At 59.0% G+C, this 25,899-nt stretch carries 27 protein-coding genes and 2 pseudogenes; 10 read left to right on the top strand and 19 right to left on the bottom strand.

Annotated elements, in window-relative coordinates:
- Nucleotides 1–130 precede the first annotated feature (130 nt).
- From QEO92_RS15075 to QEO92_RS15065, 3 genes are all read right to left on the bottom strand, one after another.
- A complete protein-coding gene (locus tag QEO92_RS15075; RefSeq protein ID WP_161784752.1) occupies nt 131–1,066 on the bottom strand; it encodes a LysR family transcriptional regulator in 936 nt (311 codons plus the stop codon).
- Nucleotides 1,050–1,859, bottom strand: a complete 810-nt coding sequence (locus QEO92_RS15070; protein ID WP_265105699.1) for an alpha/beta fold hydrolase — start codon at nt 1,857–1,859, stop codon at nt 1,050–1,052. The genes QEO92_RS15075 and QEO92_RS15070 overlap by 17 nt, the downstream gene beginning before the upstream one ends.
- Before the next feature lie 89 nt (nt 1,860–1,948).
- Complete coding sequence (locus QEO92_RS15065) at nt 1,949–2,890, bottom strand: LysR family transcriptional regulator (RefSeq protein ID WP_227703575.1); 942 nt, start codon at nt 2,888–2,890, stop codon at nt 1,949–1,951.
- 107 nt (nt 2,891–2,997) lie between these two features.
- Between QEO92_RS15065 and QEO92_RS15060 the strand changes: the two genes are divergently transcribed.
- Complete coding sequence (locus QEO92_RS15060) at nt 2,998–3,816, top strand: shikimate dehydrogenase family protein (RefSeq protein WP_227703574.1); 819 nt, start codon at nt 2,998–3,000, stop codon at nt 3,814–3,816.
- Nucleotides 3,813–5,075 carry an FAD-dependent oxidoreductase gene (locus tag QEO92_RS15055; protein WP_227703573.1) on the top strand — a complete coding sequence of 421 codons (1,263 nt, stop codon included), beginning with the start codon at nt 3,813–3,815 and terminating at the stop codon, nt 5,073–5,075. Before QEO92_RS15060 ends, QEO92_RS15055 begins: the two co-directional genes overlap by 4 nt.
- 341 nt (nt 5,076–5,416) lie before the next feature.
- Here QEO92_RS15055 and QEO92_RS15050 read toward each other — a convergent pair whose 3' ends face one another.
- Nucleotides 5,417–5,617, bottom strand: a complete 201-nt coding sequence (locus QEO92_RS15050; protein WP_407721354.1) for a hypothetical protein — start codon at nt 5,615–5,617, stop codon at nt 5,417–5,419.
- Nucleotides 5,618–5,621: 4 nt separating this feature from the next.
- Nucleotides 5,622–5,732, bottom strand: a pseudogene (locus tag QEO92_RS15045) (globin); the annotation flags it as partial.
- Nucleotides 5,733–6,344: 612 nt separating this feature from the next.
- Here QEO92_RS15045 and QEO92_RS15040 point away from each other — a divergent pair.
- Nucleotides 6,345–7,517 (top strand): hypothetical protein, encoded by a 1,173-nt coding sequence (locus QEO92_RS15040; protein ID WP_227705274.1) that lies wholly within the window; start codon nt 6,345–6,347, stop codon nt 7,515–7,517.
- Here QEO92_RS15040 and QEO92_RS15035 read toward each other — a convergent pair.
- Both QEO92_RS15035 and QEO92_RS15030 read right to left on the bottom strand, forming a co-directional pair.
- Nucleotides 7,486–8,595, bottom strand: coding sequence for a nucleotidyl transferase AbiEii/AbiGii toxin family protein (locus QEO92_RS15035; protein ID WP_227705176.1), 1,110 nt, complete (start codon nt 8,593–8,595; stop codon nt 7,486–7,488). The genes QEO92_RS15040 and QEO92_RS15035 overlap by 32 nt on opposite strands.
- A complete protein-coding gene (locus QEO92_RS15030) occupies nt 8,576–9,316 on the bottom strand; it encodes a DUF6088 family protein (RefSeq protein ID WP_037149540.1) in 741 nt (246 codons plus the stop codon). The genes QEO92_RS15035 and QEO92_RS15030 overlap by 20 nt, the downstream gene beginning before the upstream one ends.
- A 175-nt stretch (nt 9,317–9,491) precedes the next feature.
- Between QEO92_RS15030 and QEO92_RS15025 the strand changes: the two genes are divergently transcribed.
- Together QEO92_RS15025 and QEO92_RS15020 are read left to right on the top strand one after the other, a co-directional pair.
- Nucleotides 9,492–10,199: an IS6 family transposase gene (locus QEO92_RS15025; RefSeq protein WP_227705175.1), complete on the top strand. Its 708-nt coding sequence runs from the start codon at nt 9,492–9,494 to the stop codon at nt 10,197–10,199.
- A 124-nt stretch (nt 10,200–10,323) separates the two neighbouring features.
- Nucleotides 10,324–10,638: a hypothetical protein gene (locus tag QEO92_RS15020; RefSeq protein ID WP_037149545.1), complete on the top strand. Its 315-nt coding sequence runs from the start codon at nt 10,324–10,326 to the stop codon at nt 10,636–10,638.
- A 12-nt stretch (nt 10,639–10,650) separates the two neighbouring features.
- Here the strand turns inward: QEO92_RS15020 and QEO92_RS15015 are convergent, their stop codons facing one another.
- Both QEO92_RS15015 and QEO92_RS15010 read right to left on the bottom strand, forming a co-directional pair.
- Nucleotides 10,651–10,803, bottom strand: a complete 153-nt coding sequence (locus tag QEO92_RS15015; protein ID WP_161784754.1) for a hypothetical protein — start codon at nt 10,801–10,803, stop codon at nt 10,651–10,653.
- On the bottom strand, nt 10,793–11,251 hold the full coding sequence (locus tag QEO92_RS15010) for a hypothetical protein (RefSeq protein WP_227703572.1): 459 nt from the start codon (nt 11,249–11,251) through the stop codon (nt 10,793–10,795). Before QEO92_RS15010 ends, QEO92_RS15015 begins: the two co-directional genes overlap by 11 nt.
- Nucleotides 11,252–11,661: 410 nt before the next feature.
- On the opposite strand from QEO92_RS15010, the gene QEO92_RS15005 reads away from it, so the two are divergent.
- The 3 genes from QEO92_RS15005 to QEO92_RS14995 all read left to right on the top strand — a co-directional run bounded on the left by QEO92_RS15005 (nt 11,662) and on the right by QEO92_RS14995 (nt 15,391).
- Nucleotides 11,662–12,471 (top strand): hypothetical protein, encoded by an 810-nt coding sequence (locus tag QEO92_RS15005; RefSeq protein ID WP_152601096.1) that lies wholly within the window; start codon nt 11,662–11,664, stop codon nt 12,469–12,471.
- 513 nt (nt 12,472–12,984) lie between these two features.
- Nucleotides 12,985–14,535 carry a Fic family protein gene (locus QEO92_RS15000; RefSeq protein WP_227703571.1) on the top strand — a complete coding sequence of 517 codons (1,551 nt, stop codon included), beginning with the start codon at nt 12,985–12,987 and terminating at the stop codon, nt 14,533–14,535.
- A 496-nt stretch (nt 14,536–15,031) separates the two neighbouring features.
- Nucleotides 15,032–15,391: a hypothetical protein gene (locus QEO92_RS14995; protein ID WP_227703570.1), complete on the top strand. Its 360-nt coding sequence runs from the start codon at nt 15,032–15,034 to the stop codon at nt 15,389–15,391.
- On the opposite strand, the pseudogene QEO92_RS14990 reads toward QEO92_RS14995, so the two are convergent.
- The 5 genes and pseudogenes from QEO92_RS14990 to QEO92_RS14970 all read right to left on the bottom strand — a co-directional run.
- Nucleotides 15,350–15,790 (bottom strand): annotated as a pseudogene (locus QEO92_RS14990) (integrase core domain-containing protein); the annotation flags it as partial. The gene QEO92_RS14995 and the pseudogene QEO92_RS14990 sit on opposite strands and share 42 nt — an antisense overlap.
- Before the next feature lie 125 nt (nt 15,791–15,915).
- Entirely contained in the window at nt 15,916–16,287 is a 372-nt protein-coding gene (locus QEO92_RS14985; RefSeq protein ID WP_210057866.1) for a DUF423 domain-containing protein, read from the bottom strand.
- 4 nt (nt 16,288–16,291) lie between these two features.
- Complete coding sequence (locus tag QEO92_RS14980; protein ID WP_227703569.1) at nt 16,292–16,681, bottom strand: group II truncated hemoglobin; 390 nt, start codon at nt 16,679–16,681, stop codon at nt 16,292–16,294.
- Between the two features lie 136 nt (nt 16,682–16,817).
- Entirely contained in the window at nt 16,818–16,997 is a 180-nt protein-coding gene (locus QEO92_RS14975; protein ID WP_037149559.1) for a hypothetical protein, read from the bottom strand.
- 350 nt (nt 16,998–17,347) lie between these two features.
- Nucleotides 17,348–17,857 (bottom strand): Hsp20/alpha crystallin family protein, encoded by a 510-nt coding sequence (locus QEO92_RS14970; protein WP_227703568.1) that lies wholly within the window; start codon nt 17,855–17,857, stop codon nt 17,348–17,350.
- A 405-nt stretch (nt 17,858–18,262) separates the two neighbouring features.
- Here QEO92_RS14970 and QEO92_RS14965 point away from each other — a divergent pair, with 405 nt between their 5' ends.
- Together QEO92_RS14965 and QEO92_RS14960 are read left to right on the top strand one after the other, a co-directional pair.
- Nucleotides 18,263–18,535, top strand: coding sequence for a type II toxin-antitoxin system VapB family antitoxin (locus QEO92_RS14965; RefSeq protein WP_037149564.1), 273 nt, complete (start codon nt 18,263–18,265; stop codon nt 18,533–18,535).
- Nucleotides 18,535–18,969 (top strand): type II toxin-antitoxin system VapC family toxin, encoded by a 435-nt coding sequence (locus QEO92_RS14960; protein ID WP_227705174.1) that lies wholly within the window; start codon nt 18,535–18,537, stop codon nt 18,967–18,969. The genes QEO92_RS14965 and QEO92_RS14960 overlap by 1 nt, the downstream gene beginning before the upstream one ends.
- Before the next feature lie 686 nt (nt 18,970–19,655).
- On the opposite strand, the gene QEO92_RS14955 is transcribed toward QEO92_RS14960, so the two are convergent.
- The 5 genes from QEO92_RS14955 to QEO92_RS14935 all read right to left on the bottom strand — a co-directional run bounded on the left by QEO92_RS14955 (nt 19,656) and on the right by QEO92_RS14935 (nt 25,888).
- On the bottom strand, nt 19,656–20,702 hold the full coding sequence (locus QEO92_RS14955; protein ID WP_227703567.1) for a LacI family DNA-binding transcriptional regulator: 1,047 nt from the start codon (nt 20,700–20,702) through the stop codon (nt 19,656–19,658).
- Nucleotides 20,703–20,761: 59 nt separating this feature from the next.
- Nucleotides 20,762–21,529, bottom strand: coding sequence for a DeoR/GlpR family DNA-binding transcription regulator (locus QEO92_RS14950; RefSeq protein WP_227703566.1), 768 nt, complete (start codon nt 21,527–21,529; stop codon nt 20,762–20,764).
- A 197-nt stretch (nt 21,530–21,726) separates the two neighbouring features.
- A complete protein-coding gene (locus tag QEO92_RS14945; RefSeq protein ID WP_227703565.1) occupies nt 21,727–22,149 on the bottom strand; it encodes a RidA family protein in 423 nt (140 codons plus the stop codon).
- Between the two features lie 35 nt (nt 22,150–22,184).
- Nucleotides 22,185–23,837 (bottom strand): hydantoinase B/oxoprolinase family protein, encoded by a 1,653-nt coding sequence (locus QEO92_RS14940; protein ID WP_227703564.1) that lies wholly within the window; start codon nt 23,835–23,837, stop codon nt 22,185–22,187.
- Nucleotides 23,834–25,888 (bottom strand): hydantoinase/oxoprolinase family protein, encoded by a 2,055-nt coding sequence (locus QEO92_RS14935; protein WP_227703563.1) that lies wholly within the window; start codon nt 25,886–25,888, stop codon nt 23,834–23,836. The genes QEO92_RS14940 and QEO92_RS14935 overlap by 4 nt, the downstream gene beginning before the upstream one ends.
- Between the last annotated feature and the right edge of the window lie 11 nt (nt 25,889–25,899).

Here is a 25,899-nt window from a genome sequence, read left to right as displayed (position 1 = left end):
CGACGCCTATGTGACGTCGTATCTTTTCAGTGCCACTCAAATTGAGCGAGTACAACAAACAATGATTATGCTTCCCATGCCTTGAGGGCATGATGGCGCCCCTAACGTCCATGTTTGACCATGCCCGAGTTCAGGAGAGCTTGCGCGACAGGATCTCGATCAATTTCCGCAGATTGGCGGAATGTGGCCTTCGCCGGTTCCAAAGTACCGAAATCTGGAAATGCGGGGCATTGTCGAGAGGGCGGATGACGAGATTGCTGCCGACCGGGCCAAGCGTCGTTAGGTAATCGACGAGGACTATGCCCATCTGCTCGTTGGCAAGTGCCAACGCCGTGTCGGAAAAACGGGCAACCGCCTTGGCATTGACCTTGATACCCGCACGATTAAGAAAGCTGTCGACAACTTTTTGATGAGCGCCGCCGGCTGCAAATGCAACGAAGTCGGCCCCTTCCAGATCCGAGGCCTTGATGACGGTTTCGACAGCCAGACGATGACTTTTGGGGATACACGCAACCAGATCGGCATTCCCGACCACTTCGGTTGCGATCAACGGATGCTCTGAGGTCGCAATCGTCACCACGGCTTCGCCGCGGCCGGCTATGAGATAATCCTCTATCTGGTCAACGGGAAGAACGTCGAAGAAGAGCTCGATGCCAGGCACTTCGACGGAGAGATCCCTCAATGCCTGAGGCACCAGTGCGCGTGCGACGCTGGCTGTCGAACCCGTTCGAAAGATGGCGGTCTCGCCGCGGGCGATGCGGCCGATCTGGTTCCCGACGCCTGTGAGTTGCCGCATCAGCGGATCGATCTCGGCGTGAATTTCCAACGCCTCCGACGTCGGCACGAGGCCGTTGCGATCGCGCAGGAAGAGCGCAATCCCAAGTATGTCTTCGATGCGGCGGATCGTTCTGCTCAATGCAGGCTGCGAGACGTTCAGCACCTTCGACGCGCCGGTAATCGAACGGGCCTGCATGACCGCGTGAAACACTTCGATCTGGCGGAGGCTGAGCAGGCCGTCAACCGGCTTCGCTGCTACCGGCCTGTCGTCGTCATCCCGTGATGGCATCTGCATTTCTTTCTAAGAAGGGCAGCAGCAGATCGAGGATTTCGTCAGCACGCGTCTCCGGCAGCAGATGGCCGCCGGAAAGACCGCGGCCTTCTACGATGTGCGCCCAGTCCGCCCATATGTCGAGCGGTTCCCGGCCACCGCCATAACGTCGCCCGTCTTCCCAAAACACAAGCACTGGAGCCGCAATCTTGCGGCCTGCGGTGCGATCGGCAAGATCGTCTTCTTCATCGACCGTGGCGCCCGCCCGATAATCTTCGCACATCACATGCCGGACCTCGGCCCGATCAAACGCTGTCCGATAGTCTTCCAGCGCCAACGGGTTTAGTTTTTCGATGCCCTTCGCCATCTTGTTGAGGGTGAGATCGATCAGAAAGCGGGGATCTCCCGCCATCAGTTTTTCAGGCAAAGGTGCGGGCTGGGCCATCATGAACCAGTGCCAGGCGCCCAATCCAAACGTCTTGCCTGCGCCCTCCCACATTTCCGGGGTGGGCACCACGGTTACGGAAACAAGCGCCGTCACGGCTTGAGGGAAATCGAGGGCCATCCGATACGCGACACGCCCACCGCGATCATGACCGACAGTGACAAAGCGATCGTGGCCGAGCGCCTTCATCATGTCACGCAGACATTGCCCCATGCGTCGTTTTGAGCCCATGCCTTGTGCAGAGCTTTTAAGATCGCTGTCTCCGTAGCCCGGCAAATCGGGCACCACGACGGTATAATCGTCGGCAAGGACAGGCGCGATGCGATGCCATGCAGCTCTGGTTTCGGGATACCCGTGCAGAAGCAAAACCGCCGGACCGGAGCCGGCTGTCAGGACAGCAAGGTTTGCGTCGGCCGTCTCGACGACCTTGTTTTCGAAACCAGGGAAAAGTGCGTTTACGGGTCGTTGCATGGTTTGATTATTCCGTTGGTAAAGTTGCTTTCCCTCAAGGCGACGTCGCGAAGCGCCATGATCAGGCTTTCGACCGTGGTCGGCCGGGGGCGCAGGCGGCTGGTGTGAACATAGGCGGAAACCGACACGCTGTTTGCGATCGGAACGGCCGCCATCCTGGCGGTCGCGCAATCTATGGCGGAAAACGCATCGAGTATGGTGACGCCGATCCGCTCGGCGACGAAGGACAGCGCGGCCTCGACGAAATGGACGTAGACGGCGGTATTTCGCACGGCGCCGCTTCGGCGATAAGTCTCGTCAATGTAAAGGCCATGCGTCGTGGTCGAACCGAAGGAGATAAGGGTCTCCTCCGACAATTCAGCCGGGCTTATCGATGCTCTGCCCGCCAATCGATGGTCGGCAGGCATCACGCAGACCAGTCCGGCTTCGGCGATCGCGGTCGTCTCAATAACCGGGTCGTCGATCCGGGCAATGGTCGCCACGCATGTTCCTCGTCCAAAAAGCAGATAGTCGCGGATATCCCGCTGCGGAAGCGAATCGCAATAATAGGTGCCTGCCGCCCCTGCCAATTGCAGCCGCCTCAAGGCCTTCGGGATGAGCCGCATGCCGATACTGGGTGTCGCACCGAAGCGGAATGTCGATGCGTTGCCGCGGGCGATGGAATAGATGGAATCCGAAAGCATTTCGGCCTGCTGGTGGACACGCTCAACCTCTTCGAAGATGAGCTGAGCCTCCTGCGTGGGCACGAGCTTTCCGCCGATGCGGCCGAACAGCGCTATGCCGAGCTGATCCTCCAGGCGTTTTATGGCGATGGATAAATTGGGCTGCGAAACACCCAGATGCCGCGCCGCAGCAGTTAGCGAATTCGTCGCCATTACGATGCGAAAGATCTCGATCTGGCGTTCCTTGAGTTTGGGATTCGCCACCCCGCTGCACTCCTGCTCATAAATCCGATTTATGAAGTGCATCTGTTTCCATATTGGCGTCAATGGCTGAGGATTTCTATCCTGCAACCAAAAAAGAGGAAGCTACCATGATGATAGGCAGTTCCACCCGTTTGGTCGCGATGATCGGCACGCCGATCAAGCAGGTAAAATCCCCTGTGAACTTCAACACCTATTTCGCAACCACCGGCGAAGACAGAGCGATGATCCCGATCGACCTGCGGTCAGAGCAGGTCGAAGACTTCATCAAGTTGGTTGGCGGATGGGAAAATCTCGATGGGTTTGTCGTCACCATCCCCCACAAGACCGCGGTTGCCCGGCTGATCCATGAGCTGACCCCACGTGCACAATTCCTGGAGGCTATAAATGTCGTCCGGCGACACGCCGACGGCCGGTTGTCCGGAGATATGACGGATGGCGAGGGATTTATCCAGGCAGCAAAGGACAATGGCTTCGTCGCCTGCGGAAAATCCGCCCTGCTGGTTGGGGCAGGCGCGGCAGGCCGTGCGATCGCCCACGCATTGGCTGAGGCGGGTCTATCCGAACTGTTCATCAGTGATATCAATGAGGCTCAGGCAGCAACGCTTGCCGCCCGGCTTGCAGACCTATTCCCCAATCTTACCGTGAAGGCCGGCTCCATTCCGCAAAAGACGTTTGACCTCCTGGTAAATGCCTCGCCTTGCGGGATGGGTGTCGCAGATCCCCTGCCGGTGCCGGAAAGCGCCATGAGCCTTATGGCGCCAGGCGGATTGGTTGCCGATGTCGTCACCAGTCCGGAGCAGACCCCATTGCTGAAACTGGCGGCCCAACGCGGATTGAAGATCCAGTTGGGACACGAGATGGCCAAGGCACAGCTTCTTGCACTTGGCAGGGCGATGGGCGTCATCGGGGGAGAGCCCACCAGATGACTGTCACACGGGATACGCGATACGACGTGGTTGTTGTTGGCGGCGGCGCTGCGGGCATGAGCGCTGCGGTTGCGGCCGCGAAAATAGGTGCCAAAGTTGTTCTCATCGAGCGATATGGCTTCCTCGGTGGTGCCGCCGCAAACTCCCTCGTACTGGCCTATTGCGGCTTCTTCCAGAAGGGAGCGCAGCCTGTAGTGGCCGTCCGCGGCATCGGCGAGCAATTCTTGAATATCCTTGCGAGCCTCGGCCAGGACATTTCTCCTTTCGTTTCGCCGAGCGGCAACAGGATTATTCTGCTTGATCCGGAAGCAGTGAAGTTTGCCGGCGATCGACTGCTGGAGGAAGCCGGTGTCTCAATCTTGCTGCACAGCTGTGTCACCGGCGCGACTGTCGACGACGGCCGCATCACGTCGATCACCGTCACAGATCATGCCGGAGGCTATGAAATTGGCGCCAATGTCTTTGTCGATGCAAGCGGCGAGGCGACACTTGCATCTCTGTCCGGCGTGGACATGACGGTCGACAGTTTCACCAGTCGCCATGTTCAGCCGGCCTCCATGCCGGTCCGGATCGGCGGCGTCGCCCCCGGAATCGCATTCGACCGGGAGCGCATGGCGCAGCTGATCGCCAACCATAACCTGTCGCAGCAGACACCAATCCATCGTCGCGACGGCGGCGTCATGTTTCGGCTGCCCATATCCGGGGATTACTGGTGGATGACGATCGACCTTGCCACGGATGGATTGACGGGAGCCGACCTCGGCGCGGCGGAGCGGCAGGCGAGACGGGAAGCGTGGCGCAATCTTGATCTTCTGCGCCAACTGCCCGGTTTTGAGAAGGCTTTCATCGTGGCCACAGGACCGCAAATCGGCATTCGCGAAACCCGCCGGCCAAGATCCCGGGAGGACTTAACTGGCAAGGCATTGGAGCAGGGGCTGCGGCGCGATGATGGGATAGGCCGTGCCGCATGGCCCATGGAAGTCCATGAGGCGCCAGGGCGCGCCCGGTTCATTGACATTGGCGGCGGCGGCTTCGCGGACATCCCACCGGGCGCCTTGCAGGCAGTCGATTTGGATAACCTCTACCTGGCGGGAAGAGTAGCCGGGGCGGATGCGCTTGCCTATGGCTCCTCCAGGGTGATGGGCACCGCTTTTTCAACGGGGCAAGCCGCCGGCGTGATGGCGGCATTAAGCGTTTCGTCTCATTTGGAGGTGAGATCGGTCAGGAAGGAACTGAGCGCTCAGAACGCATTGATTTGACTTGCGCGACCCATGGGATCTGAAGAGCCGATCGCTGGTCCTTTCATGGTCTGGCCCCGATCTTCGGCCGGCGATTGCTGGTGATTCCGCCAGCATCGTCTATGGGATGCTTCCGCCTGGGCTGTTCCGGATCGTGCGCGAACGTTTCCTGGCGCTTCACAACGAACGCCGCGTTTCGCAGGTTCGCCGCACGCCCTAACGCCCAATCCGGTCGACGACAACCCATCTAAATAGGTGGGTTCCAGGGAACAATGGTCAAACGTGACGTCGGCGGAAGAACGCTCCGGCTGCCACGAGTAGCCAGCCGAGGATCATCGTCGTTCCGCCGGTTGGCGCTGCCATCACAAACAGCCGGTCACCAAGAAAATGCCGGCAGACGAGATCGCCGGCGAAAATGATCGTTCCCGGCATATGGTGGAGGCGGAACCCAGAAACAGCGTGTCGCCTGCGTGGCTTGCCGCCGCCGTCAGGGCGACCCCCATGGCTCCCATCATGTCGCTCACAAAGAGAATCAACGGACGCAGATTGTCGAGTCTTTCCATCGGCCTATTCCCGGTTCTGCATGTGTAGGGCCAGGCGCTCCACCGGTGGCCAGATAATCTCGCGCAGCTTTTCGTTGTCGATCGTTTCGTCCAGTGCACGGCGAAGGCAGAGCCAAACGCTGCCATCGCCCGACGAAAAGTCGACGAGCCAATAACCGTGATGGCGACACTCGAAAGGATGCAGAAGATGATCCCGCAGTTTGAAAACCACTCGACTTGTCCGCCAATCCACGTCCTGGTGAAATGCGCCAGCCGACACCAATCAGCCGGGACATGCCCGTTATTCAGATCATGGCAGCAATGGTGCCGCGGCGCCTTCGGACCTCCGACCGGTCAGATCACGGTGACCTGCCCGGCAAACAGCGCGGGCCGCAGCGGGTCGCCGAATGCCACGGTTATGACCTAACTGATAGACGACGCAAATTTATCCGAGATCCGTAGCCGCAAGCTGGGGCTTTGGCATTTTTTTCTGATTGGCTCGCCAAACGCGGGGGCCATCTTTCGAAACGATTTCCGCGTCAGATGCGCGGATATGAACCGCTCCGGGAATAGCCAGCAATTGTTATCGCCTGTGATATTTCGATGACCCCCTGATTTTGGGGGGTGCGGTGTTGGGGGCGGGGCATTCTAGGATGGGTTGTGTTTTGATTACGTTCTGATTCGCGTCGAGGGGGCTCATGCGAGATAGTCGGGTAAGGTTTGCGGCTTTGGCCGCCACGGTATCGCTTTGCGTTTGTCGGGTGGGGTGACGGGAGCGGTGCTGCTGGATGGGATGTTCGGCGGTGTTGCGTTTGCCGCCGACCAGACGCCGACGGGGGGTGGCTTCGGCAGTGGCGGGAGTGGCTTCGGCAACGGTGGTCTCGGCGGGAGTTCCGTGGAGGCGGGGCAGGGTGGATCTGCCGGCGCTTCGGGCAGTCAGGTCGTGCAGCCGGATGGCTCCGGCGTTTCTTCCGACGATCGGGCGGTGGACCGGGCCCAGGCGATCGGCCAGGGCTCAGGCGTCAACGGCAAGGGCGTCGACGGCCAGGACGAGGTGGGTCAGACAAACGGCACGGCGCTCGGCAAGCCGGCCGATGATGACGGCGAAGGCGAAGAGCCGCAGGCTGACAAGGCGGATGCCGAGGCGACCGACGAGGATGCTGCGGAACCGCAGGCGATGACGGCGATGGCGGCGGCGGCAACCAGCCAGGAAGCACCGGCGGTCAACGCGCCGGAAAGGCCATCGGTGCCGGAGATCGGCGGCAACGGCTTCTTCACCCAGAAGATCGGCATCGACGTGCCTGCCTTCCGCGGCCTGGAGCCGAAGATCGCGCTTTCCTACAGTTCAGCCCGCAAGACGAGGCTCGGCGGGCTTTACCAGGGCTGGCTGGGCTATGCCTTGGGGCTGGACGGTTTCGACGTGATCGAACGGGCAAGTCCGGGTTATGGCTATCCCTATTTCGATGCCAATGACGTCTATCTGCTGAACGGCGAGGAACTGGTGGCCTGCGCCGAGGGCATGGTGGCAGCCTCGTGCTTGGCCGGCGGCACGCATGTGACGGAGAACGAGAACTTCAAGCGGGTGAGCTTCGATGCGGCGGCCAACACCTGGACGGTGACGGACCGGGACGGGACGGTGTCGCTGTTCAAGTCGGTGATGGCGATTGCCGGCACCAGCCCGGCCTCGGGCACGACGGACTACAAGCTGCAGCACGACGGCCGCTATCTTCTGACCCAGGTGAAGGACACCAACGGGCAGGTCGTCAATTACGGCTATAGCTGCCCGGACCTGCCTGGCTGCTATGCCAAGTCGATCAGCTATTCGGGTGCGGGGATCACGTTCTATTACGAGGACCGCCCGGACTTCCCCGTCATGGCGAACGGGTTTTTCAAAGCAAGGGTTTGTCGGCGACAGTGTTGAGAAGCGTTTCCGGCTCCTGAATGCTTGTCATGACGGACTCAAATTCAGGCGGCGTTCCAAATATCATGGCAGACATTCGTGCGTAGTCGGCTCTTAGTTTCTCGCGCATCTCGGGCGTTGGCGCCAACCGAAAACTACCGGGCACGGCTCGATCATATCGATGGTCCGGTGCGCGAAACATTAGCTCTTTATGCCGGCGGCAAGCCTCGGCGAGGTCAAGCATCGATGCAATGGCCTTGCCGTAGTCGGGATTCGTCCAAATTTGATGAACATCGTAGTAGTGGCGCGAGTATCGATTGAGGTCTGGAACTTTCAGCTCAGGACTATCCTGCATGCTTCGTTTTTCCGTCATCTCCGTCATCGCGTGAAGGATCAGAACTTTCTCCCAAAAAGTGCGCTCCGGCTTGACGGTCGTTACATTCTGGACCGTCAGGTCAGTGCCCTTTCGCATTTCCGAGGCAACGTATGGAATGATCTCTCGCTTCTCGGCCGGAACCGGATCCGGGCGTGCCCCGCCTTCGATTCGCACCGCCGCCTCGACATAGCCGCCGCTCGTGTCAAAGACGCTTCTGTATCCCAGAGCCAGTACGTCGAGCGCCTCCTTCTTCCGGTAGAGACCGTACCCGAAGGCGAGCGAGAAATGTCCCGTTTGTCCGATCTGTCCCTCGACCGTGGCGATTTCCTCATCGAGCAAACGCTTGAGCGGCCCGGACATATAATGCCGTGCAGCCTCGTCCACCTGCTCGGCCAGAGCCTTCTGTTGCTGATTGACGGAGGGGAGCGCTGCGATACCGGCCTCGAGCGGAACTTTTAGATCCGCCTTGTAGATGCCGATGTCAATGTCTTCGGAAAAACGCTGGATCAGGCCATATGCTTTGCTGAGGCTGGTGCCGCCCTTAAAATAGAGGCCAAGAGCACCGTCCCTCCGTCGGTTGAACAGGAAGTCGAGCACCCAGCAGACGTAGAGATCCTTCTCGATATTCTCGGCCCGCGTCTCCAGATCGGACGCAGCGGCGGAGAATAGTGCTCTCTGTTCGTCAGCGCTTGAGCGAAGGACATCAACGAAACCCTGGCGCATGTTCATCCTTTCCGTCGTGGCCCAGCGGAGTGCCTTCCTCCTCCGGGGGCGGCGGATCGGCGGTTATGGTCTCCACAGCCTGGTACATCCAGGCTGGGATGGCGTGGATGTTTTCGCGCAGATCCTCGACAATCGGCTGCCTGTGGGGGCTTCGTGCCACGTAGCGGACGATAGCATCGACAACTGCCTCCAGATTGGAGCGCTCGTCGCGAAACCAATGGAGGGCCTGGATCACTCGCATTGCCGGCCGGCCCGCCCAAAAAGCGGTCTTCGCCGAAATGCGCTTGAAGTCCAAGATGTAGATAACCGGCTTCGTGGCCTCGGCATCGCCGGCATTGGCCTCGATCTCTATGGTTCGGGGATATGTGTCCGCATAGATTGTCGACCTGGCGGGGACGGCCGTCGTCAGACCAAGATCATTGGCAGCCGTCATGCCATCAACGCAAACACGAAGCTTGTCACGTCGTGCGATGGCATCGATGAATGAGGCGCGTGGCGGAAACACCATCTTGCCGGTCAGTTGGCTAATAGCTGGCTTGTCGTAAAGACCACGATGAGGGCGGCGGATGTCGCCGCGATTGGTCAACCTCTGCAGGGCCTTTTCGACGGCATTGGGCGTTGCGATGTCGAGAAAATCGGAACGCGACCAAACGCCCGAAGGCGCCGCACCGGCAATCCTTTGGTGAATGCGTTCCAGAGTGTCCGATGTGGGATCCGGCATAACTATCCTACCGTGTGACCGAAGATTATATACAAAATTTGGTCACTTGCTGCAACCGTCGCTTTAATGACCAATTTTTATATCTAAACATTGGTCAGTAGAATGATTGCTCACGCTTTCATACAGTGCTTTGGCATCGTAAAGTTAACGGAACTTGGATTGCGATGTGCGATGTTTGGCCACGACAGACCGTGATCCGCTTTATCACCGCCATCGCTTTGCCGCCGAAATCATCGCCCACGCCGTATGGCTCTATTTCCGCTTCCCATTGAGCTTGCGAATGGTCGAGGACATGCTGGCCGCCCGCGGCATCTTCGTCTCGCATCAGACAGTCCGGCTTTGGGCAGAGAAGTTTGGTCGCGCCTTCGCCAACGACATCCACAGACGCACGGCCGGCCGGCTCGGCGACAAATGGCACCTCGACGAGATCGTCGTTTCGATCAGCGGCCAGAAACACTGGTTGTGGCGCGCAGTTGATCAAGATGGTTTTGTCCTGGATGCTCTGGTACAAAGCCGCCGCAATGCCAAGCCTGCCAAGCGCCTGATGCGTAAGCTGTTGAAGGGCAAAGGTCGAGCGCCGAGGGTGATGATCACCGACAAGCTTCGATCCTATGACGCTGCAAGACGAGAGATCATGCCAAGCGTAGAGCATCGTTCCCACAAAGGGTTGAACAATCGGGCGGAAAATTCCCATCAGCCGATTCGACGACGAGAGAGGATCATGAAGCGGTTCAAATCACTACGACATTTGCAACGCTTCGTTTCAATCCACGATCCGATTGCCAACCTGTTCCACATCCCGCGCCACGACATGACCTCCAACCATCATCGCGAACTTCGTTCAGCAGCAATGGACATGTGGGCGCAGATCGCTCGGATTTGATCGACAGCCCCAAGTAGAAGTGCCTTCAATCGCCCGATCGACGTTAAGTTTACAGTGCCCGAACCATAGATATGAAACCGAAACCCTTGTGGAGTACCTCGGACGCAAGATGAGGAGCATGGCAATGGGCAGAAAGCTCAAGCTGTATCTATTCGCTGGCCTGCTTGCCGGGCTAGCCTATGCCGCGTATCGGCCATTACCCATGCTGGCATCGATACTATTCACCTCCGGCTGCGATCAGGCAGAGTTCGAAGCCCGCGTAAAACGGGATCTGGCCGCCGGTCGGGCATGGGCACCAGGTGAAATGCCGACGGTTGACGAAGAACGTGCCTTGATTGCGCGTCTACAAAAGCAGGCGCAGCAAACGGGCGACTATGAGTCTGCCTGCCGCGCACTGACCGAGTGGGACGATGACCACACCGAACGTGGGAGTCATTAAGCCGAATCCCCATTACGCACGCCACAACCCGCTGAACTGAGACGCGATCAGCGCCAGCGCGGCGTCGACATCCGTCAGCACCTCGATCCCCTGAGCATAGGTGGAACTCCGGCTTTGTAGCCTCAGATGATGCTCCGTAGCGGATTCAATGGTCTCAATCCTCATCTTTCGGATCGATGGAGACATCCTCCACCTCGAAGTCCTCGTCCAATTGCACGCGGATCCAACTGTCAGGAAACTGCATCGGGGCCGCAAAGGATAGGAGAGTGGCGTCAGCAAAAACGACCACTGAACGAACGGCCAAATCGTCACGCAGATCCGTGGTCTCGATCACATTCTCGCCACCGACAGCGCCCTCGATCTCTTCGGCGATGCCATCGATGATCCGCCGCCAAACTTGAGGGCTCACCTCAAGAACCCGTTCGATGGCAGCGACGAGCGCTCCGGCATCTATTCCCGACCTGTCTTCCAGTTCAGGGTCCACGTTGACGTTGACATGAGCGCCAGTTGCCAAAAGGCGCGCCGTACCGAAGATAAAACCGTCGCCAATCTGCGGGCCGAGCATAACTTTGCTCGCAGCGATTGCATCTCGAAGTTGTTCGATCGGTCCCATCGCTACCTCAGCCTTGTTGATTCTGCCGGTACTCCGGCAGCGGGCTCCTGTATAGGAGCCGTTGGACGCGGTCGAGTCGTCGATTCGACGCCAAAGTCTGGCACTGGCGTGCTGATGATGAGTAGACCTTGCAATCCTCCTATCGATCAGAGTGCGCCGGCCTTATCTTTGCTGACGTGCTATCAATCGTGTCAATCGAACTTGGTGCATGATTGCCGACGCCATCTCTGCATCGGCTGGGGTGTGCCAGCTGCCTCTCCACCCGTTGCCTCATTCTTTGAAATCGGCCATAGAAGGATCGACAGCGCTGGGAGATTTGTGATTCGGCCAGATCATTTCCTGTATAAAGCGATCACAAGCAATAATTCCGGTAGCACGGCGATCAAACCGTGCCATCGTCCGAGAGAAAAATGAGATCGTTACTGCTTGCTTTGGTGATGGTGATCGCTTCAAGCAGCGGAGCTGTCCACGCGCAGCCTTCGACGCAAGACCCATCCCCGCCAGCCTGCGTCAAGGATAGCAACGTCGACAGTTGCTGGAGCGCCGGTGTCGCGGCCGAAAAGCGGAACGATGCTGCCGCTGCCCTGGCAAATTATGAACGCTCCTGCGCGGCCGGTTTTCAGATGGGCGGCTGTTACGAGGCCGGCAAAATCTATTTCCTCGATCCCGCCCGTCGGAACTACGGCATCGCGAAGGATCGGATGACCCTGGTCTGCGACTCCGATGATGCCGGGATAGGCCCCTATGCCTGCAAATATCTGGGCATCATCTATCGCAATGGTCTGACAGCGAAGCCGCAGGTCGATCTGGCGTTCCGGCCCCTGTCACGCTCCTGCTTCCTGCATAATACCGAACCGTTCATCGATGGAAACGGCTGCGAGATCCTGGCCGAAAGCCTCCCCACTGCTGACGACATGGGGCTTTCGGACGCGGCATGGCAACGCGACTATATCGCCTATCTGGCCTATGCGATGGGCTGCACCGACGACACGCCAGCGCTGTGCACCAAAGCGCGCGATAGGTACCGTCGAGCGATCGCGGCATCGGCGAGCTGGCCCGCCCGCTGCGTGGAGGAGCTGGAGCGGAGCCCGTTCCCCGGGACCTGCGACGCCGTGGCAGACCCGGGCATGAGCGCCCAGTTCGAGCAGCGGCAGAAGCTGCGCCGCACGCTCGTGCGCATGTTCCGCAATGCCACGGAGAATCCGCCGTCCGACGGATGACGCCGACGCGGCAACCGGATGGAAACCCGAATTCGTGGCCAGAGGCGAACTCAGGCCGCTACGCGATCCGAAACCGCCGATCCGGACGAAGAACCTTAAAATCCTTATGTAGGTTTTCTGTTCCATTGCTACTCAGACCCCAGATCGTGATGCATCTGCGACATTCATTAGCAATCACGCAAAATGAGGCCGAATTCTCAGCGCTCGGTCGGCGTTACATTGAACTGAATCGCAAAGGCGTGGCGGAATTCAGCGACCAGTGAACACTGGGCATGCTTTTGAAAGCCTATCTGCGCAGCCAAGAGCGGGCGGACGATCCGCTGACACTGAGCGTGAGGGCATGTTCCTGCATCCGCCATATCTGCCGAGCCCTTGATGCCAGATAAGCGTCACGACATAATTCACGTGCGATTTCTCGGCATTAAATACTTGCAATGGCGCGACATGTTTGACTTGTTTTGAGTTGCATCATATACTTGTAGTCGCGCAGCATAAAAAACTTGGTATGAAGCAATGGCCGCACCGAACGAAAAGCTCGCCAACTCCCTGGGCGTCTTGCAGGAGCTGCAAAGTGGGGGGCAGCGAATCTTTAAATCCAGCGAGTTTAGCCGTGCCCATCGTGAGCGGCTCTTGCAGCACGGGTTCCTGCGCGATGTCATCAAGGGTTGGCTTATGTCGACGGGGCCGCAGGCCCTGCCGGGGGACACGACACCCTGGTATGCGTCCTTCTGGGAGTTCTGTGCGCGCTATTGCCACGACCGGTTCGGGAACAACTGGTTCCTGTCACCGGAGCAGTCGCTCCTGCTGCACGCGGAAGCGACCGCGATCCCGCCGCAGGTCATCGTCAACAGCCCCAAAGGAACCAATAACTATCTGCAACTTCTCTTCGGCATCTCGCTTTATGATCTCAAGGTCAAGGAGATGCCTGCGCCCGAAGACATGGCGGAGAAAAATGGCCTGCGTGTCTACGCGCCGGATGCAGCTCTCGTCAAAGTGCCGGAAGGCTTCTTTCGGCGCACACCCATCGAAGCACAGGTCGTGCTGGCAGCCGTGCGTGACGTGTCCGGTATCCTGGGCCGGTTGCTTGATGGCGGGCATTCCGCCGTCGCGGGGCGCATCGCCGGGGCATTCCGCCGCGTGGGCCGCACCGGCTTTGCGGATGAGATCGTCAAAACCATGAAAAGCGCAGACTACGACGTTCGCGAAAGCGATCCTTTTGCCGAGCAGCCATATGTGCCCGCCATCATCACCGGCGTGCCACCCATCGTGGCCCGGCTTAACGCCATCTGGGAAAGCCAGCGCACGCCTGTCATGGAAATATTTCCCAAAGCGCCAAGGCTGCCCGCAGACAAAAGCAGCTACATGAAGTTCGTGGAAGACATCTACCAAAGTGATGCTTACCACTCGCTCTCGATCGAAGGCTATAGCGTAACGCCCGAACTCATCGACCGTGTGCGGCAAGGTGGATGGACCCCTGAGATCGATGAAAAGGATAGGCAAAGCCGCGATGCGCTCGCCGCGCGCGGCTACTGGCAGGCCTTCCAGAAAGTGAAGGATTCCGTGGCCGCTATTCTCGATGGCACGCCTCCTGGTGCGCTCGTACACGAGCAGCACCGGGATTGGTATCGCGAACTTTTCGGTCCGTCCGTGGCCGCGGGCATTCTCAAGCCAAGCGCCCTTGCCGGGTATCGCAATCATTCGGTTTACTTGCGCGGATCATGGCATGCGCCGCCGCGCGCAGAGGCGGTGCCGGAGGGCATGGATGCGCTCTTTGATCTGCTGGAGAAGGAGACCGAACCTACCGTGCGCGCAGTGCTGGGGCATTGGCTTATCGGCTACGTCCACCCTTATCCTGATGGCAACGGACGTATCGCGCGATTCTTAATGAACGCGATGCTGGCGTCGGGCGGCTACGCCTGGACGGTTGTGCCGGTGGAGGATCGTGACCGGTATCTCGCCGGTCTTGAGCGGGCCAGCGTCGATATGGACGTTCGCCCGTTTGCGGGCTTTCTGGCCGAGCGCGTGCAGTGGTCGATGGAAAAAGCGGCGGAGGATGCGAGATAGTTTGCGTAATTATCTCCTTAGTTCCTTTTTTCTCCCCAACTCACTTTGATTTTCTCAATCCTCCATCACTGCTGGCTGAGGGGGTGGGATGAGCGAGATTCTCACTGTTCGTAAGATCGCAACGCTTCTCAAAATCAATGAGAAGACAGCCTGCAAACTCGTCAAGTGAGGGGAAGATACCCGGCTTCAAGGTTGGCGGCTCGTGGCGGTTTGAAGCGGTGAAATCGAACGCTGGATAAAGCAGCGTTCAGCGCGGAACGACAGCGGCCAAAGTTCGCACGACTAGGGTTAGTCGGGCGCGAAGGCGATCGGAAAGGACGATGGCTATATTGTCTCGGAGTGACAACAACTTGTGGCTGTCGGCGTGGGTCCCATAAGCTGTTGCGGTTTATAATATTTTGATGACCCCCTGATTTTTGGGGTTGCGATGTTGGGGGCGGGATCTTCTAGGATGGGTTGTGTTTTGATTGCGTTCTGATTCGCGTCGAGGGGGCTCATGCGACATAGTCGGGTAAGGTTTGCGGCTTTGGCCGCCACGGTATCGCTTTGCGTTTTGTCGGGTGGTGTGACGGGGGCGGCGGTCCTGGATGGCATGTTCGGCGCGGTTGCTCATGCAGCCGAACAGGGGCCGGCGAGTGGTGGCAACGGCTTCTTCACCCAGAAGATCGGCATCGACGTGCCTGCCTTCCGCGGCCTGGAGCCGAAGATCGCGTTTTCCTGCAGTTCTGCCCGCAAGACGAGGCTCGGCGGGCTTTACCAGGGCTGGCTGGGTTATGCCTGGGGGCTCGATGGTTTCGACGTGATCGAGCGGGCAAGTCCGGGCGTAGCCTGCCGGGGTCTGATATCCGAGGGATGAGTGCGGCCGGAAATGATTATCATCGTCCGCCCATTGCGCGATGGCGCTCCGGGCGTAATCGAGGCCGAAGAACAGACTCTCGTTGAGTAGCTCATCGCGCATGCGCCCGTTGAAACTCTCGACATAGGCGTTCTGCATTGGCTTTACCGGCACGATGTAATGCCACTCGACCTTGTGATCCTTCGGCCAGGCAAGGATGGCATTCGAGGTGAGTTCGGTGCCGTTATCGGAGACAATCATTCCGGGCTTGCCACGCCGCTCGATCAGCGTCGTCAGTTCGCGGGCGACAAGACGGCCGGAGATCGAGGTGTCCGGGATCGCCGCCAGGCATTCGCGCGTCACGTCATCGACGACATTGAGGACGCGAAAGCGTCTGCCGCAGGCGAACTGAGCACGGATTTGCGTACCCTTGTGCTACCGATTACGCATACACCTCCGTCAGACGCAGGTTCGCCGTACGTCCTAAACGCCCAATCCAGGTCGGCGACAACCCACCTAAATAGGTGGGTTCCAGGGAACAATGGTCAAACGTGACGTTGGCGGAAGAACGCTCCGGCTGCCACAAGTAGCCAGCCGAGGATCATCGTCGTTCCGCCGGTTGGCGCTGCCATCACAAACAGCCGGTCGCCAAGAAAATGCCGGGAGACGAGATCGCCGGCGAAAATGACCGTTCCCAATCCCAGAACCAGTGCGGCAATTGTGGCGGTACGAAAGAATTTCTGGCCAAGATAAAGCGACAACAGGACCGGTGCGTGCGCCAGGCACATGGTGGAGGCGGAACCCAGAAGCAGCGTGTCGCCTGCGTGGCTTGCCGCTGCCGCCAGGGCGACGCCCATGGCTCCCATCATGCCGCTCACAAAAAGAATCAACGGCCGCAGATTGTCGAGTCTTTCCATCGGCCTATTCCCGGTTCTGCATGTGGAGGGCCAGGCGCTCGACCGGTGGCCAGATAATCTCGCGCAGCTTTTCGTTGTCGATCGTCTCGTCCATCGCACGGCGGAAGCAGAGCATCCATTCGTCGCGCTCCTGAGGGCCGATTGCCGCGGCGAAATGGCGGGCGCGCAGCCTCGGATGGCCATGTTTTTCCACATAGACCGGAGGGCCCCCGAGATAACCGGTGAGATAATCGTAAAGCTTCGCCTCGCTGCCTTTAAGGCTCGGCGGATGGATGGCACGGCAACGGGCTGCTTCCGGCAGCGTATCCATCAGTTCATAAAAGCGCTTCACCAGGGCGCGCACCGTCGCCTCACCGCCGATCGCTTCATAAAGTGTGATGGTTTCGCCCGCCATGCCGTCTTCCCGGTCCTGTGTCTGATGGTGTTAGCGATACGGCATGATGACGGCAAGCGCCAAGGCGTCGCAGCCAAAGCCGTTGTTCATCTTGCCTTTCTTCTTAGGTGAGCAGCGATCTGCTCATGCCTCCGGTTCAATCGGGACCGGCATCCGTTTCTTTCGAATCGGGGTCTGGAAGCGAGCCTGTTCCTGGCGTCTTGTCTCGATCCGTCAGACGGTCTTTGGCATGTGGTCCAGCCGCCGGCTGCTTTGAGATCTCGGTCGATTTGTCGGCGTGCTCGACGGCTTCCTGCGCCTTCTTGTCTTCAGTCATGTCCTGTCCTTCGGCGTTTGGTATCGCCTGCTAAACGCTGGGGAAGGGGAAGAGTTCTGGAAAAGCTCCGTTTGCTGATATTCGGGAGCTGGGCGATGATTTTGCGGGTAAGGCCGGATCATCCTTGCACTGATGCTTCGCGTGGAGACTTCCTATTTCACGATGAGGACGGCAACTGTGGCATTCGTGACGACTTTCGCAGTCTGCTTTAGAGGATGACATGGCTGAAGCCGATACGTCCGCGAGAGGAAATGACGATCGGGGCACAGTCTTGGCCTCAAGAATGGCCGCTGCTGGAGAAATATGCGTCGGTGACGACGTCGGATGCGGTGTCTGCTTTGACCGTCGACTCAATGATGGGCATCACATTCGTACAGCTCGGATTGCGCCTTATCGCTCTTCGGCAAGGTTACGGTCAGCACCCCATTCTTGAAGCGGGCATCCACCTTGTCCTCCTTGATCTCAGAGCCTAGCGGGATGCGGCGCTCGAAGCGACCGTAATAGCGTTCGGAAAACTGACGGTCCTTGTCTTCCACCTCGGAACGCTTTTCTCCTTCCAACGTCGGCACGCCGTCATTGAGCAGGACCTCTATATCCTTCTGCTCAAGGCCAGGAACCTCGGCCGACACCTTGATCTCTTTGTCATTGTCTGAGATCTCCACGCTCGCCCAGGCACCGCCGAACGCGGAGGGTCGTCCAAAAGCCGGCAGACCGGAACCAAAACCACGGAAGGCGGCGTCGAATAGCCGGTTCACCTCACGATGCAGCGACAGAAACGGATCGCGATCATCATCACGGAAAAAACTGGGAACCCGGCTGCCGCCGTTGTCGTCCCAGGGAATCAGATCACGGACACTCATGGTTCGTCTCCTTTCCAATTCACTTTGACGGGATAAGCTCCTTTTGCGGCGCCAGGCGATGGCGCTTGGCGCCGCTTGCCAATGGCCCTGGCTCAGGCCGCCTGTTTGTCGGCCTCGATCTGTCTCGTCTCGGCCTTCGGTAGAGCCAGGCGGGGGCGTCCGAGCAGTTGGATGCGGTGGTGCTGTCCATTGCCCGGCTGATCGGCAGGCGCATGGCGCGCGAGGATTACGCGAAAGCCATGCGTGCCGCCAACGATAACAGCGCACGCGATAGGAAGGTCGATGCAGAGGAGGCAAATCAACCGCTGATGAATATGAATAAGGCAGCATGGAAGCGGGTTTTTACATTTGAACTCAGGCTGTCCATATGCTATCTAGAAGCGCGATCTAGAAAGGAGCGGTGCCATGGGCCTCAGCATCAAGACCGAGGAAGCTGACAGGCTGGCGCGTGAGTTGTCCCGCCTTACCGGTGAGACCATGACCGATGCCATCACCAAGGCCATGCGCGAACGGCTGGAGCGGCTGCGTGCCGAGCGGGAGGCGCAGGGTGACTATACGGCCCGCGTTGAGGCTTTCGTGCGTAAGCGTGCCCATCTGTTCGACCGTCGTCCCGTCACCAAGGAAGAATGGGATGAAGCCGTTGGAGACACGCCTGAGCAGTTGGGCTTGCCGAAATGATGGTGGTGGACAGTTCTGCCATCGTCGCCATTCTGTTCGATGAGCCGGAAGGCCCCGATTGCACCAAGGGGCTCGAAGGTGCGTCTGCCCGGCTGATTTCCGCTGTCAATTATGTGGAGACGGGTACGGTTCTGGCTGGTCGTCTCACTGGGGCGAGGCGGTCGAAGGCTATTGGAATTCTGGACGAGTTTCTTACCACGCTCGGCATCGACATCGCCCCGGTCGATGATCGTCTGGCCCGCGCGGCGATGAAGGCGAGGATCGAATACGGCCAGGGATTCGGCATGCGCGGCGGACTGAACTTTGCTGATTGCTTCGCCTACGCGCTGGCAAAACAGCATTCGGCCCCGTTGCTCTATATCGGCAACGATTTCGGCCTGACTGATATTCGCTCGGCGCTGGACGCTCCTGGCCCAAAGAACCGGAAGAAGTAGATGGCCGGGAAAGGGAGCGCAAAACCCGACATCCCGCGGCTCATGTGTGACGCTCAGCATGGTGAGTTCAGCGTCCTGCTGGCCGAGGCGCTGACCGCTAATGGCTAAAGAGATCAAGAATTTGGATAGCCGAGCCGCCAGGCTTTGCAGCCGCGAAAGTTAGAAAGCCCCTTTTCCCTCCTTGGCTAAATGCTTTTAAGAATTGAGTATAAATTGAAGCTGAACGTTTTCCCCTCTACTCGCACCTCTGGCATTGGAGCGTTCGGCTGGGCATTCCATTCCTTATTTAATTGTACAAACGTCAGATCAGACTCAGGCTACCTTTGAGTGATACGGTTAGAAGCGTTTCACAAACTGAACCGCCGATAGCCTTATGACACGATTTTTGTACTTCCCACCGGGTGTTTGTCCGCATCAGGGACGATCCACGGTTTCGGAGCAACCGAGATGGCAGAAGACAGGAATAGAGGGCCAAAAACCAGCGTTGCGGCCTCTCCCATTTCCGAAGATTTGCATTTAAAATCAATGGTATAAAGAATTGTTTGAGTCGTTGCCGATTTGAACTCCGCAACGCTGAAAATGTGGAAAAGACTTTACTTGTAGAAATATGTGGTCCAGCGCCATTTTTTGCAGCTGGTTTTTCCAAAACTTGAAAGTCGCAGAGGCTGATTTCTTCTGTCAGCAACTTACCAGCTGCTCCCCCCGCAGCTTGCTCTCACGAGAAATTCATAGGGTAGGAGCTGGAAGTCGGAGATCGGGCGATCGTCCTGAATCGACTGCAGGAGTGTCTGAGCTCCGAGAAAACCCATGCGCCGGCGCGGCACCGAAATGGTGGTTAGCGGTGGGCTGAAAGCTTCGCCGACGGGGTGGTTGTCGAAGCCGATGAATGCAATTTGCTGCGGTACGCTGATCCCCAGTTCCCTGGCTACCTGGATGGCTCCGAAGGCAAGCTCGTCGCTGGCGCACAGGATGGCATCGGGCAACTGACGCCTGTTGAGAATGTCACGCATGGCCTGGCGGCCAGCAACCATGTTGAAAGCAGGCAGATGCTGGAGGTCGATAATGCCGTCAAGCCCCGCTTGCCTCATCGCATTCCGATACCCTTGCGCACGCGCGGCGAAAATCGGGCTTTGTTCCGGCCCTCCCATATGCAGGATACGTTTGCGTCCGATGGACACGAAATACAGCGTCGCTTCCTGTGCCGCCTGCTGATTGTCGATGCCAATGAACGCAATTCCGGGGCTCAAGACCGGTCGCGATATCGCGACGATCCTCCGATTGTATTGCGGAAGCTCCCCCAGTTCGGATGGGAGGCGTCCGTTCAAAAGGATAAGGCCGTCAGCGGCACCCGTTATAAGTTGCCGGGCGAGGGCAAGTTCCCGTTCTTCATTGTCTTTCGTACTTCCGACAATGACACCGATATTGTGTTCCTCGAGAGCTTCTTCGATGCCGAGGATGACTTCGGGATGGGAGAAGGCGGCGATATTGGGAACGATGACAAGGATCTGATTGGCGCGCCGGGACCGAAGCATGCGCGCGTTGTGGTTTGCGACATATCCGTTTTCCTGCGCGATATCTGTAATTCGCGCACGCGTTTGCGCCGTCACGGCCGACGATCCCGAGAGGGCACGGCTGACAGTCGAGGGGTTAACGCCTGCAAGCTTTGCGATATCGACGATCGTGATGCTCGCCTTCGAGCTTGCCGGCTGGCTTTTCGATTTTGAAATGGTCACTGGCGATCAGAATCATTGCTCAAAACGAATTGAGCATTTTCCGGGAGCTTTTTGACACGTCACTCCGGTTCCTCCTGAATCGCGTCGACATAGGGCGCAATCACCAAGTCTGCGACGACAGAAGCAAATTTCGCCCGTTCATCGTGATTGAGGCCCTCATCGGTAATGATGCGGTTGATCCTTTCGATGGGGGTCGTCCGATAGATCGCCCTGCTTCCGAAACGGCTGCTGTCGATCAAGAGCGTCGTTTCCACGGAGGAATCGATCATGGCACGCTGAAGTTGCACTAACTCCAGTGACGTATCGCTGGCGCATTCCGTATCAATGGCCTGCGAAGACAGGAAAAGATGATCGCACCGCAGTTCCCGAACGAAGTTGATTGCCGTTTCCCCCAGCAGGGAATAAGCGCCAGGGCGACAGATTCCGCCGGGCACGACAAGCTTGATATGAGGCTTGTTGACCAGCACGTCCGCGACGTGAACATCGTTCGTCACTACAGTCAACGGTGTCGTCAGTTCGGCGACGACATAGGCGAACTGATGCAGGGTCGAGCGGGAATCGATAAAGATGCTCTGTTCAGGCTGAAGGAGCTTCGCCGCGGCGACGGCGATGGCGCGCTTTTCTTCCACGGCAGTCTGGCGGGCCTCGTCGACAAGCTGCTCGAATGTCGTGCTGCGGCGAACACGCACGGCTCCGCCATGCGTCCTTCGCACAACGCCCTGCTGTGCAAGGAAATCGAGATCGCGGCGGATCGTCGAGATGGAAGTGTTGAGCCGCTTGGCGAGGTCCTGGCTCGAGGCTACTTGATTGGACGAAAACCATTCCATGATTTTCTCGCGCCGCTCGGCGGGCAAAAAGTCTTCCGTTTGCGGTGTTTCCGTCTCAGTCAACAGCAAGCCCTTTCTCTTCGTCAAACCGGCCAGACCTTATAGAAACAGCCGCGAAACTGGAAGCAGGAGCCAGTCCATGTCCGCTTCCATTCGGCCGACCGCCCGGATTGTCGGGCGGCCGGACGAAGTGATGATCACAGGCTGATGTTGATGTATTCGGAACCGGCGGCGCCGACACCCTTGTAGGCGGTTACTTCGATTTCGACGCGGAAATCCGGACCGCCGAGTGGTGGGCAAGTCACGGTACTGCAGGGATCGATGCCGCGGAATTTTTCTCCGACAAAGGCCATCACCGAGGGAGCATCCGCAACATTCGGAATGACGACCCGCGAACGGACGACATCGGCCAGCGTAGCACCGACAGATGCAAGCGCGCCCTCGATGTTATGAAAGCACTGCTTGGCCTGTTCGACCGGGTCGGGCGACATCTCCCGGGTCTTGTAGTTACGGCCGGCCGTATTGGAAACAAAGACCCAGTTATCGACTGCAACGACGCGTGAATAGCTTTCCTTTTCCTCATAGAGGCTACCGGATTTGACTTTCGTTACTTTTACCACGGATGAGATCCTTCCTTTCAAGTGGGATTGGACGATCAGGCGGTTGCTGCCCGATAGATTTTCTGTTCGGCGCCATGGCCGTAGACGCGTTCGGCGAATTCGGGCGTGATGCGTTCTTCCTTGATATCGCGGCGGATTGCTTCCAGGGATCGGCCGGAAGGCGAACCGTAGCCGCCACCGCCAGGTGTCACCAGTTCGACTACCTGTCCGGTTCTCAGCTGCACCGTACCCGGCAGGTTTTGCTGGCCGTTGCCGAAATCGAAATGAGAACCAGTTGCCTGCAAGCCACCTTCAAGGCCCCAGGGATAGACCGCAAGCCGGCCACCCTCGACGCTGAAGCGGCAATCGGCTTCAATGCGGTAGACGCGTCTCAGGCCCATGCCGCCACGCCAGGTGCCGGCGCCTGCCGAACCATTGACGAGCTCATAACGCAGTAGCGTCAGCGGGTATTCCAGCTCGAGCGCTTCGACCGGCAAATTGGACGTGTTCGTCATATGAACGTGGACGCCGCTCAGCCCGTCGGCCGTCGGCCGTGCGCCGCCTCCACCGCCGATCGTCTCGAGATAGACCCAAAGCGAGCCGTCCTCGCGCGTGCCGGTAAAGAGCGCGCCAGTGCAGGCACCGTTGCCAGCCGCCGTGACCTTGCCGGGCAGCGCCTTGGCCAGAGCACCCTGGACGAGGTCGGCAACCCGCTGGCAGGCTGCAATACGCCCATCGACTGCCGCCGGATGTCTGCAATTGAGCAGCGAGCCGTGCGGCGCCTCGACGGTAATCGGGCGGGACAGGCCGGCGTTCGGCAGGATGGTGGGATCAATGACGGCCTTGACCGCGTAGTAGGAGGTGGCGAGCAGCGCAGTATAGATGACGTTCAGACCGGCGGGCACTTGTGGTGGAGCGTCGAAAGCAAGATGCATCGCGTCCCCCTTGACGGTGATGTCCACCTTTAATTCCATCACGTCGGAGAACTGGTTGCTGTCGAAATAGTCAGTGAAGCTGTAGGTGCCGTCGGGAATGGCGGCGATGCCGGCCCGCATTTTGCGCTCGGCATAATCCTGCAGGGCATCGCCGGCAGCCAGAACCTTGTCTGCTCCATATTTCGTGCAAAGGTCCTGCATGCGCTGGACGCAGAGCCGGTTGGCCGACATTTGAGCGCGCAAGTCCGAAAGCCGCTCATGGGGAACCTGACAGTTCAACAGGAACATGTCCTGCAGATCCTGCTGCAGCTCGCCCTCACGATAGAGCCGCACCGGAGGAATGCGCAGCCCTTCCTGGTATATATGCGCATGGCCGCGATCGGCGAAGTCGGCGTGATGGGCCGTGTTGACGGCCCATCCGACCATGGTATCGCCATGGAAGATGGGCTCGGCCAGAACAATATCGGGCAGGTGGGTCGCGCCACCCTCGTAGGCATCGTTTCCGATGAAGACGTCACCCGGCTTGATGTCCTTTGCCGCATAACGCTTGTTGATATGCGGAATGATGCCGATGAAGCTGCCAAGATGCATCGGGATATGCTCTGCCTGGCACAGGGTGTTGCCGTGCCGGTCGAAGAGTGCGGTCGAGCAATCGCGACGTTCCTTGATGTTGGTTGAATAGCTGGCACGAACCAGCGCTTCGCCCATCTCCTCCACGATCGATGTGAGCGCGCTGCCGATGACTTCTACCGTAATCGGGTCGATCTTGGTCATGCCCGGGTCTCCAGAATGAGGTTGAGGTAGGGATCGACCGTCGCCTGCATATCTGGAAGGATGACGGTGGTGGTATCCATCTGTTCGACGACCGCCGGTCCGTCGATGCGGTTGCCGGGTTTCAGCTTCTCGCGCGCGTAGACCGGGCAGGGCAGGAAGTCCTTGGCCTCGTCCATATAGACCTGGCGCGATCCGATGACGGCCGCATCGCATGCCGGCCCGGCGTCCGGCCGCGGAGCGAACCGGGCCTTGTTGACGATGCCGGCGGCCTCGAGCCGCAAGGTCACGATCTGGATCGCCTCACCTTCGGCGATGAAGCCAAAACGTTGCAGATGCGCCTGTTCGAAGCCTTTGACCAAAGCTTGAAGGGTATCCCCGCCGACCGTGCCGGCAGGCACCGAAACCTGCAGTTCGTAATTCTGGCCAACATAACGCATGTCGGCAGTCCGGTTAACGACGCGGCGGCCGGGCTCGATGCCTTCCTGCCCGAACCAGGCTTCGGCCTGGGCTTCAAGCGTTTCGAAGCCGCTAATCATCGGTTCGACCGCGTTTTGATCCACTTTCATGAGGCGGGAGATGGCGAAGTCGGAACGCAGGTCGGTCAGAAGCAGGCCGAGTGCGCAAAGCGTGCCCGGGGTAAGCGGCACGATGATACGGCTCATGTCGAGCTCCTTGGCGAGCCGGGCAGCATGCAGCGGACCCGCGCCACCGAAGGCCATCAGCGCATAGTCGCGCGGGTCGTGGCCACGCTGCACGCTGATCAGGCGTATGGCCTTTGCCATGTTGGCTGTGACGACTGAGATGATGCCCTGCGCCGTCTCCATCAGTCCGAGACCCAACTGATCGGCAAGCCGTTGCACGGCCTCGATCGCGAGATCGCGCCTGACTTTCATCCGTCCGCCGAGGATTTCGACCGGATTGAGGGTTTGGAGCACGATGTTGGCATCGGTGACGGTCGCTTCTGTGTTTCCGCGTCCGTAGCAGACCGGGCCTGGGTCGGCGCCCGCCGAACGCGGGCCGACTTTCAACAATCCACCGCTGTCGACAAATGCGATCGAACCGCCGCCTGCTCCGACCGTATGGATGTCGAGCATGGGCGCCTTGATCGGATAGCCATGGACGTTCGCCTCGCCGGTCAGTTTGCAGACACCGCCCTGGAGAAGGGCCACGTCGCTTGACGTTCCGCCGACGTCGAAGGTGATGATGTTGTCGAAGCCGGCCATTCCTCCAACAGCCTGCGCGGCGACGACGCCTGTGCTCGGGCCGGAGAGGACGGTACGGACCGGAAGCTGCGCCGCCATGTCGAAACCAATGACGCCGCCGTTCGATTGCGTCAGCTGCGGAGCGACCGGTACGCCAAGTTCGGTCAGTCGCAGCTTGAGCCTGTCGATATATCGCTGCATGACAGGGCCGAGATAGGCGTTGACGACCGTCGTGGACATGCGCTCGTATTCGCGGAACTCCGGAGCCACCTCATGCGAAGCGCTGACGAACACATCGGGCATTTCCTCGCGAAGGATTTCGACGACCCGACGCTCATGTGCGGTGTTCAAGAAGCCGTAAAGGAAGCAAACGGCGATTGCCTTGACGTCTTCGCCCGCGAGCTTGTGGATGGCGGCCCGGAGCTTTTCTTCGTCCAGCGACCGGTCCGTCGAACCGTCACTCTTGAGGCGTTCGGGAACCTCCTGCCGGCGGTCGCGGCTCACCAGGATTTCCGGCTTCTCGGCATTCATATCGTAAAGGCTCGGGCGCTTCTGGCGACCGATTTCCAGCAGGTCGCGGAACCCGTCGGTGGTGATAAGCCCCGTCTCGACACCCTTAAGTTCGATGAGAGCGTTGGTCGCGACTGTGGTTCCATGACCGAGGAAAGCCACATGTGCTGCCGTGCTGCCGACGGTCGCAAGTCCTTCCGACACGCCATTGGAGATGCCGCGGGAAGGGTCGTCCGGCGTTGACGGTACCTTCCAGATGTCGAGCTTGCCGGTCTCCTCGTCAAAGAGGCAGACGTCGGTAAACGTGCCTCCGGAGTCTACGCCAATTCTCAATGCCATTTCTTCACCCT

Source organism: Neorhizobium petrolearium (genome assembly GCF_029854435.1).
Taxonomy (GTDB): domain Bacteria; phylum Pseudomonadota; class Alphaproteobacteria; order Rhizobiales; family Rhizobiaceae; genus Neorhizobium; species Neorhizobium petrolearium.
The sequence above is the reverse complement of the archived record's forward strand: the minus strand, read 5'-3'. Positions and strand labels throughout refer to the sequence as shown.

Bases quoted from the DNA above. Each gene is read 5' to 3' on its own strand.
- QEO92_RS15075 (WP_161784752.1), bottom strand. From the start codon at position 1,066: ATGCCATCACGGGATGACGACGACAGGCCGGTAGCAGCGAAGCCGGTT.
- QEO92_RS15060 (WP_227703574.1), top strand. From the start codon at position 2,998: ATGATGATAGGCAGTTCCACCCGTTTGGTCGCGATGATCGGCACGCCG.
- QEO92_RS15055 (WP_227703573.1), top strand. From the start codon at position 3,813: ATGACTGTCACACGGGATACGCGATACGACGTGGTTGTTGTTGGCGGC.
- QEO92_RS15050 (WP_407721354.1), bottom strand. From the start codon at position 5,617: ATGGAAAGACTCGACAATCTGCGTCCGTTGATTCTCTTTGTGAGCGAC.
- QEO92_RS15035 (WP_227705176.1), bottom strand. From the start codon at position 8,595: ATGCGCCAGGGTTTCGTTGATGTCCTTCGCTCAAGCGCTGACGAACAG.
- QEO92_RS15030 (WP_037149540.1), bottom strand. From the start codon at position 9,316: ATGCCGGATCCCACATCGGACACTCTGGAACGCATTCACCAAAGGATT.
- QEO92_RS15020 (WP_037149545.1), top strand. From the start codon at position 10,324: ATGGGCAGAAAGCTCAAGCTGTATCTATTCGCTGGCCTGCTTGCCGGG.
- QEO92_RS15015 (WP_161784754.1), bottom strand. From the start codon at position 10,803: ATGAGGATTGAGACCATTGAATCCGCTACGGAGCATCATCTGAGGCTA.
- QEO92_RS15010 (WP_227703572.1), bottom strand. From the start codon at position 11,251: ATGGGACCGATCGAACAACTTCGAGATGCAATCGCTGCGAGCAAAGTT.
- QEO92_RS15005 (WP_152601096.1), top strand. From the start codon at position 11,662: ATGAGATCGTTACTGCTTGCTTTGGTGATGGTGATCGCTTCAAGCAGC.
- QEO92_RS15000 (WP_227703571.1), top strand. From the start codon at position 12,985: ATGGCCGCACCGAACGAAAAGCTCGCCAACTCCCTGGGCGTCTTGCAG.
- QEO92_RS14995 (WP_227703570.1), top strand. From the start codon at position 15,032: ATGCGACATAGTCGGGTAAGGTTTGCGGCTTTGGCCGCCACGGTATCG.
- QEO92_RS14985 (WP_210057866.1), bottom strand. From the start codon at position 16,287: ATGGAAAGACTCGACAATCTGCGGCCGTTGATTCTTTTTGTGAGCGGC.
- QEO92_RS14980 (WP_227703569.1), bottom strand. From the start codon at position 16,681: ATGGCGGGCGAAACCATCACACTTTATGAAGCGATCGGCGGTGAGGCG.
- QEO92_RS14975 (WP_037149559.1), bottom strand. From the start codon at position 16,997: ATGACTGAAGACAAGAAGGCGCAGGAAGCCGTCGAGCACGCCGACAAA.
- QEO92_RS14970 (WP_227703568.1), bottom strand. From the start codon at position 17,857: ATGAGTGTCCGTGATCTGATTCCCTGGGACGACAACGGCGGCAGCCGG.
- QEO92_RS14965 (WP_037149564.1), top strand. From the start codon at position 18,263: ATGGGCCTCAGCATCAAGACCGAGGAAGCTGACAGGCTGGCGCGTGAG.
- QEO92_RS14960 (WP_227705174.1), top strand. From the start codon at position 18,535: ATGGTGGTGGACAGTTCTGCCATCGTCGCCATTCTGTTCGATGAGCCG.
- QEO92_RS14950 (WP_227703566.1), bottom strand. From the start codon at position 21,529: ATGGAATGGTTTTCGTCCAATCAAGTAGCCTCGAGCCAGGACCTCGCC.
- QEO92_RS14940 (WP_227703564.1), bottom strand. From the start codon at position 23,837: ATGACCAAGATCGACCCGATTACGGTAGAAGTCATCGGCAGCGCGCTC.
- QEO92_RS14935 (WP_227703563.1), bottom strand. From the start codon at position 25,888: ATGGCATTGAGAATTGGCGTAGACTCCGGAGGCACGTTTACCGACGTC.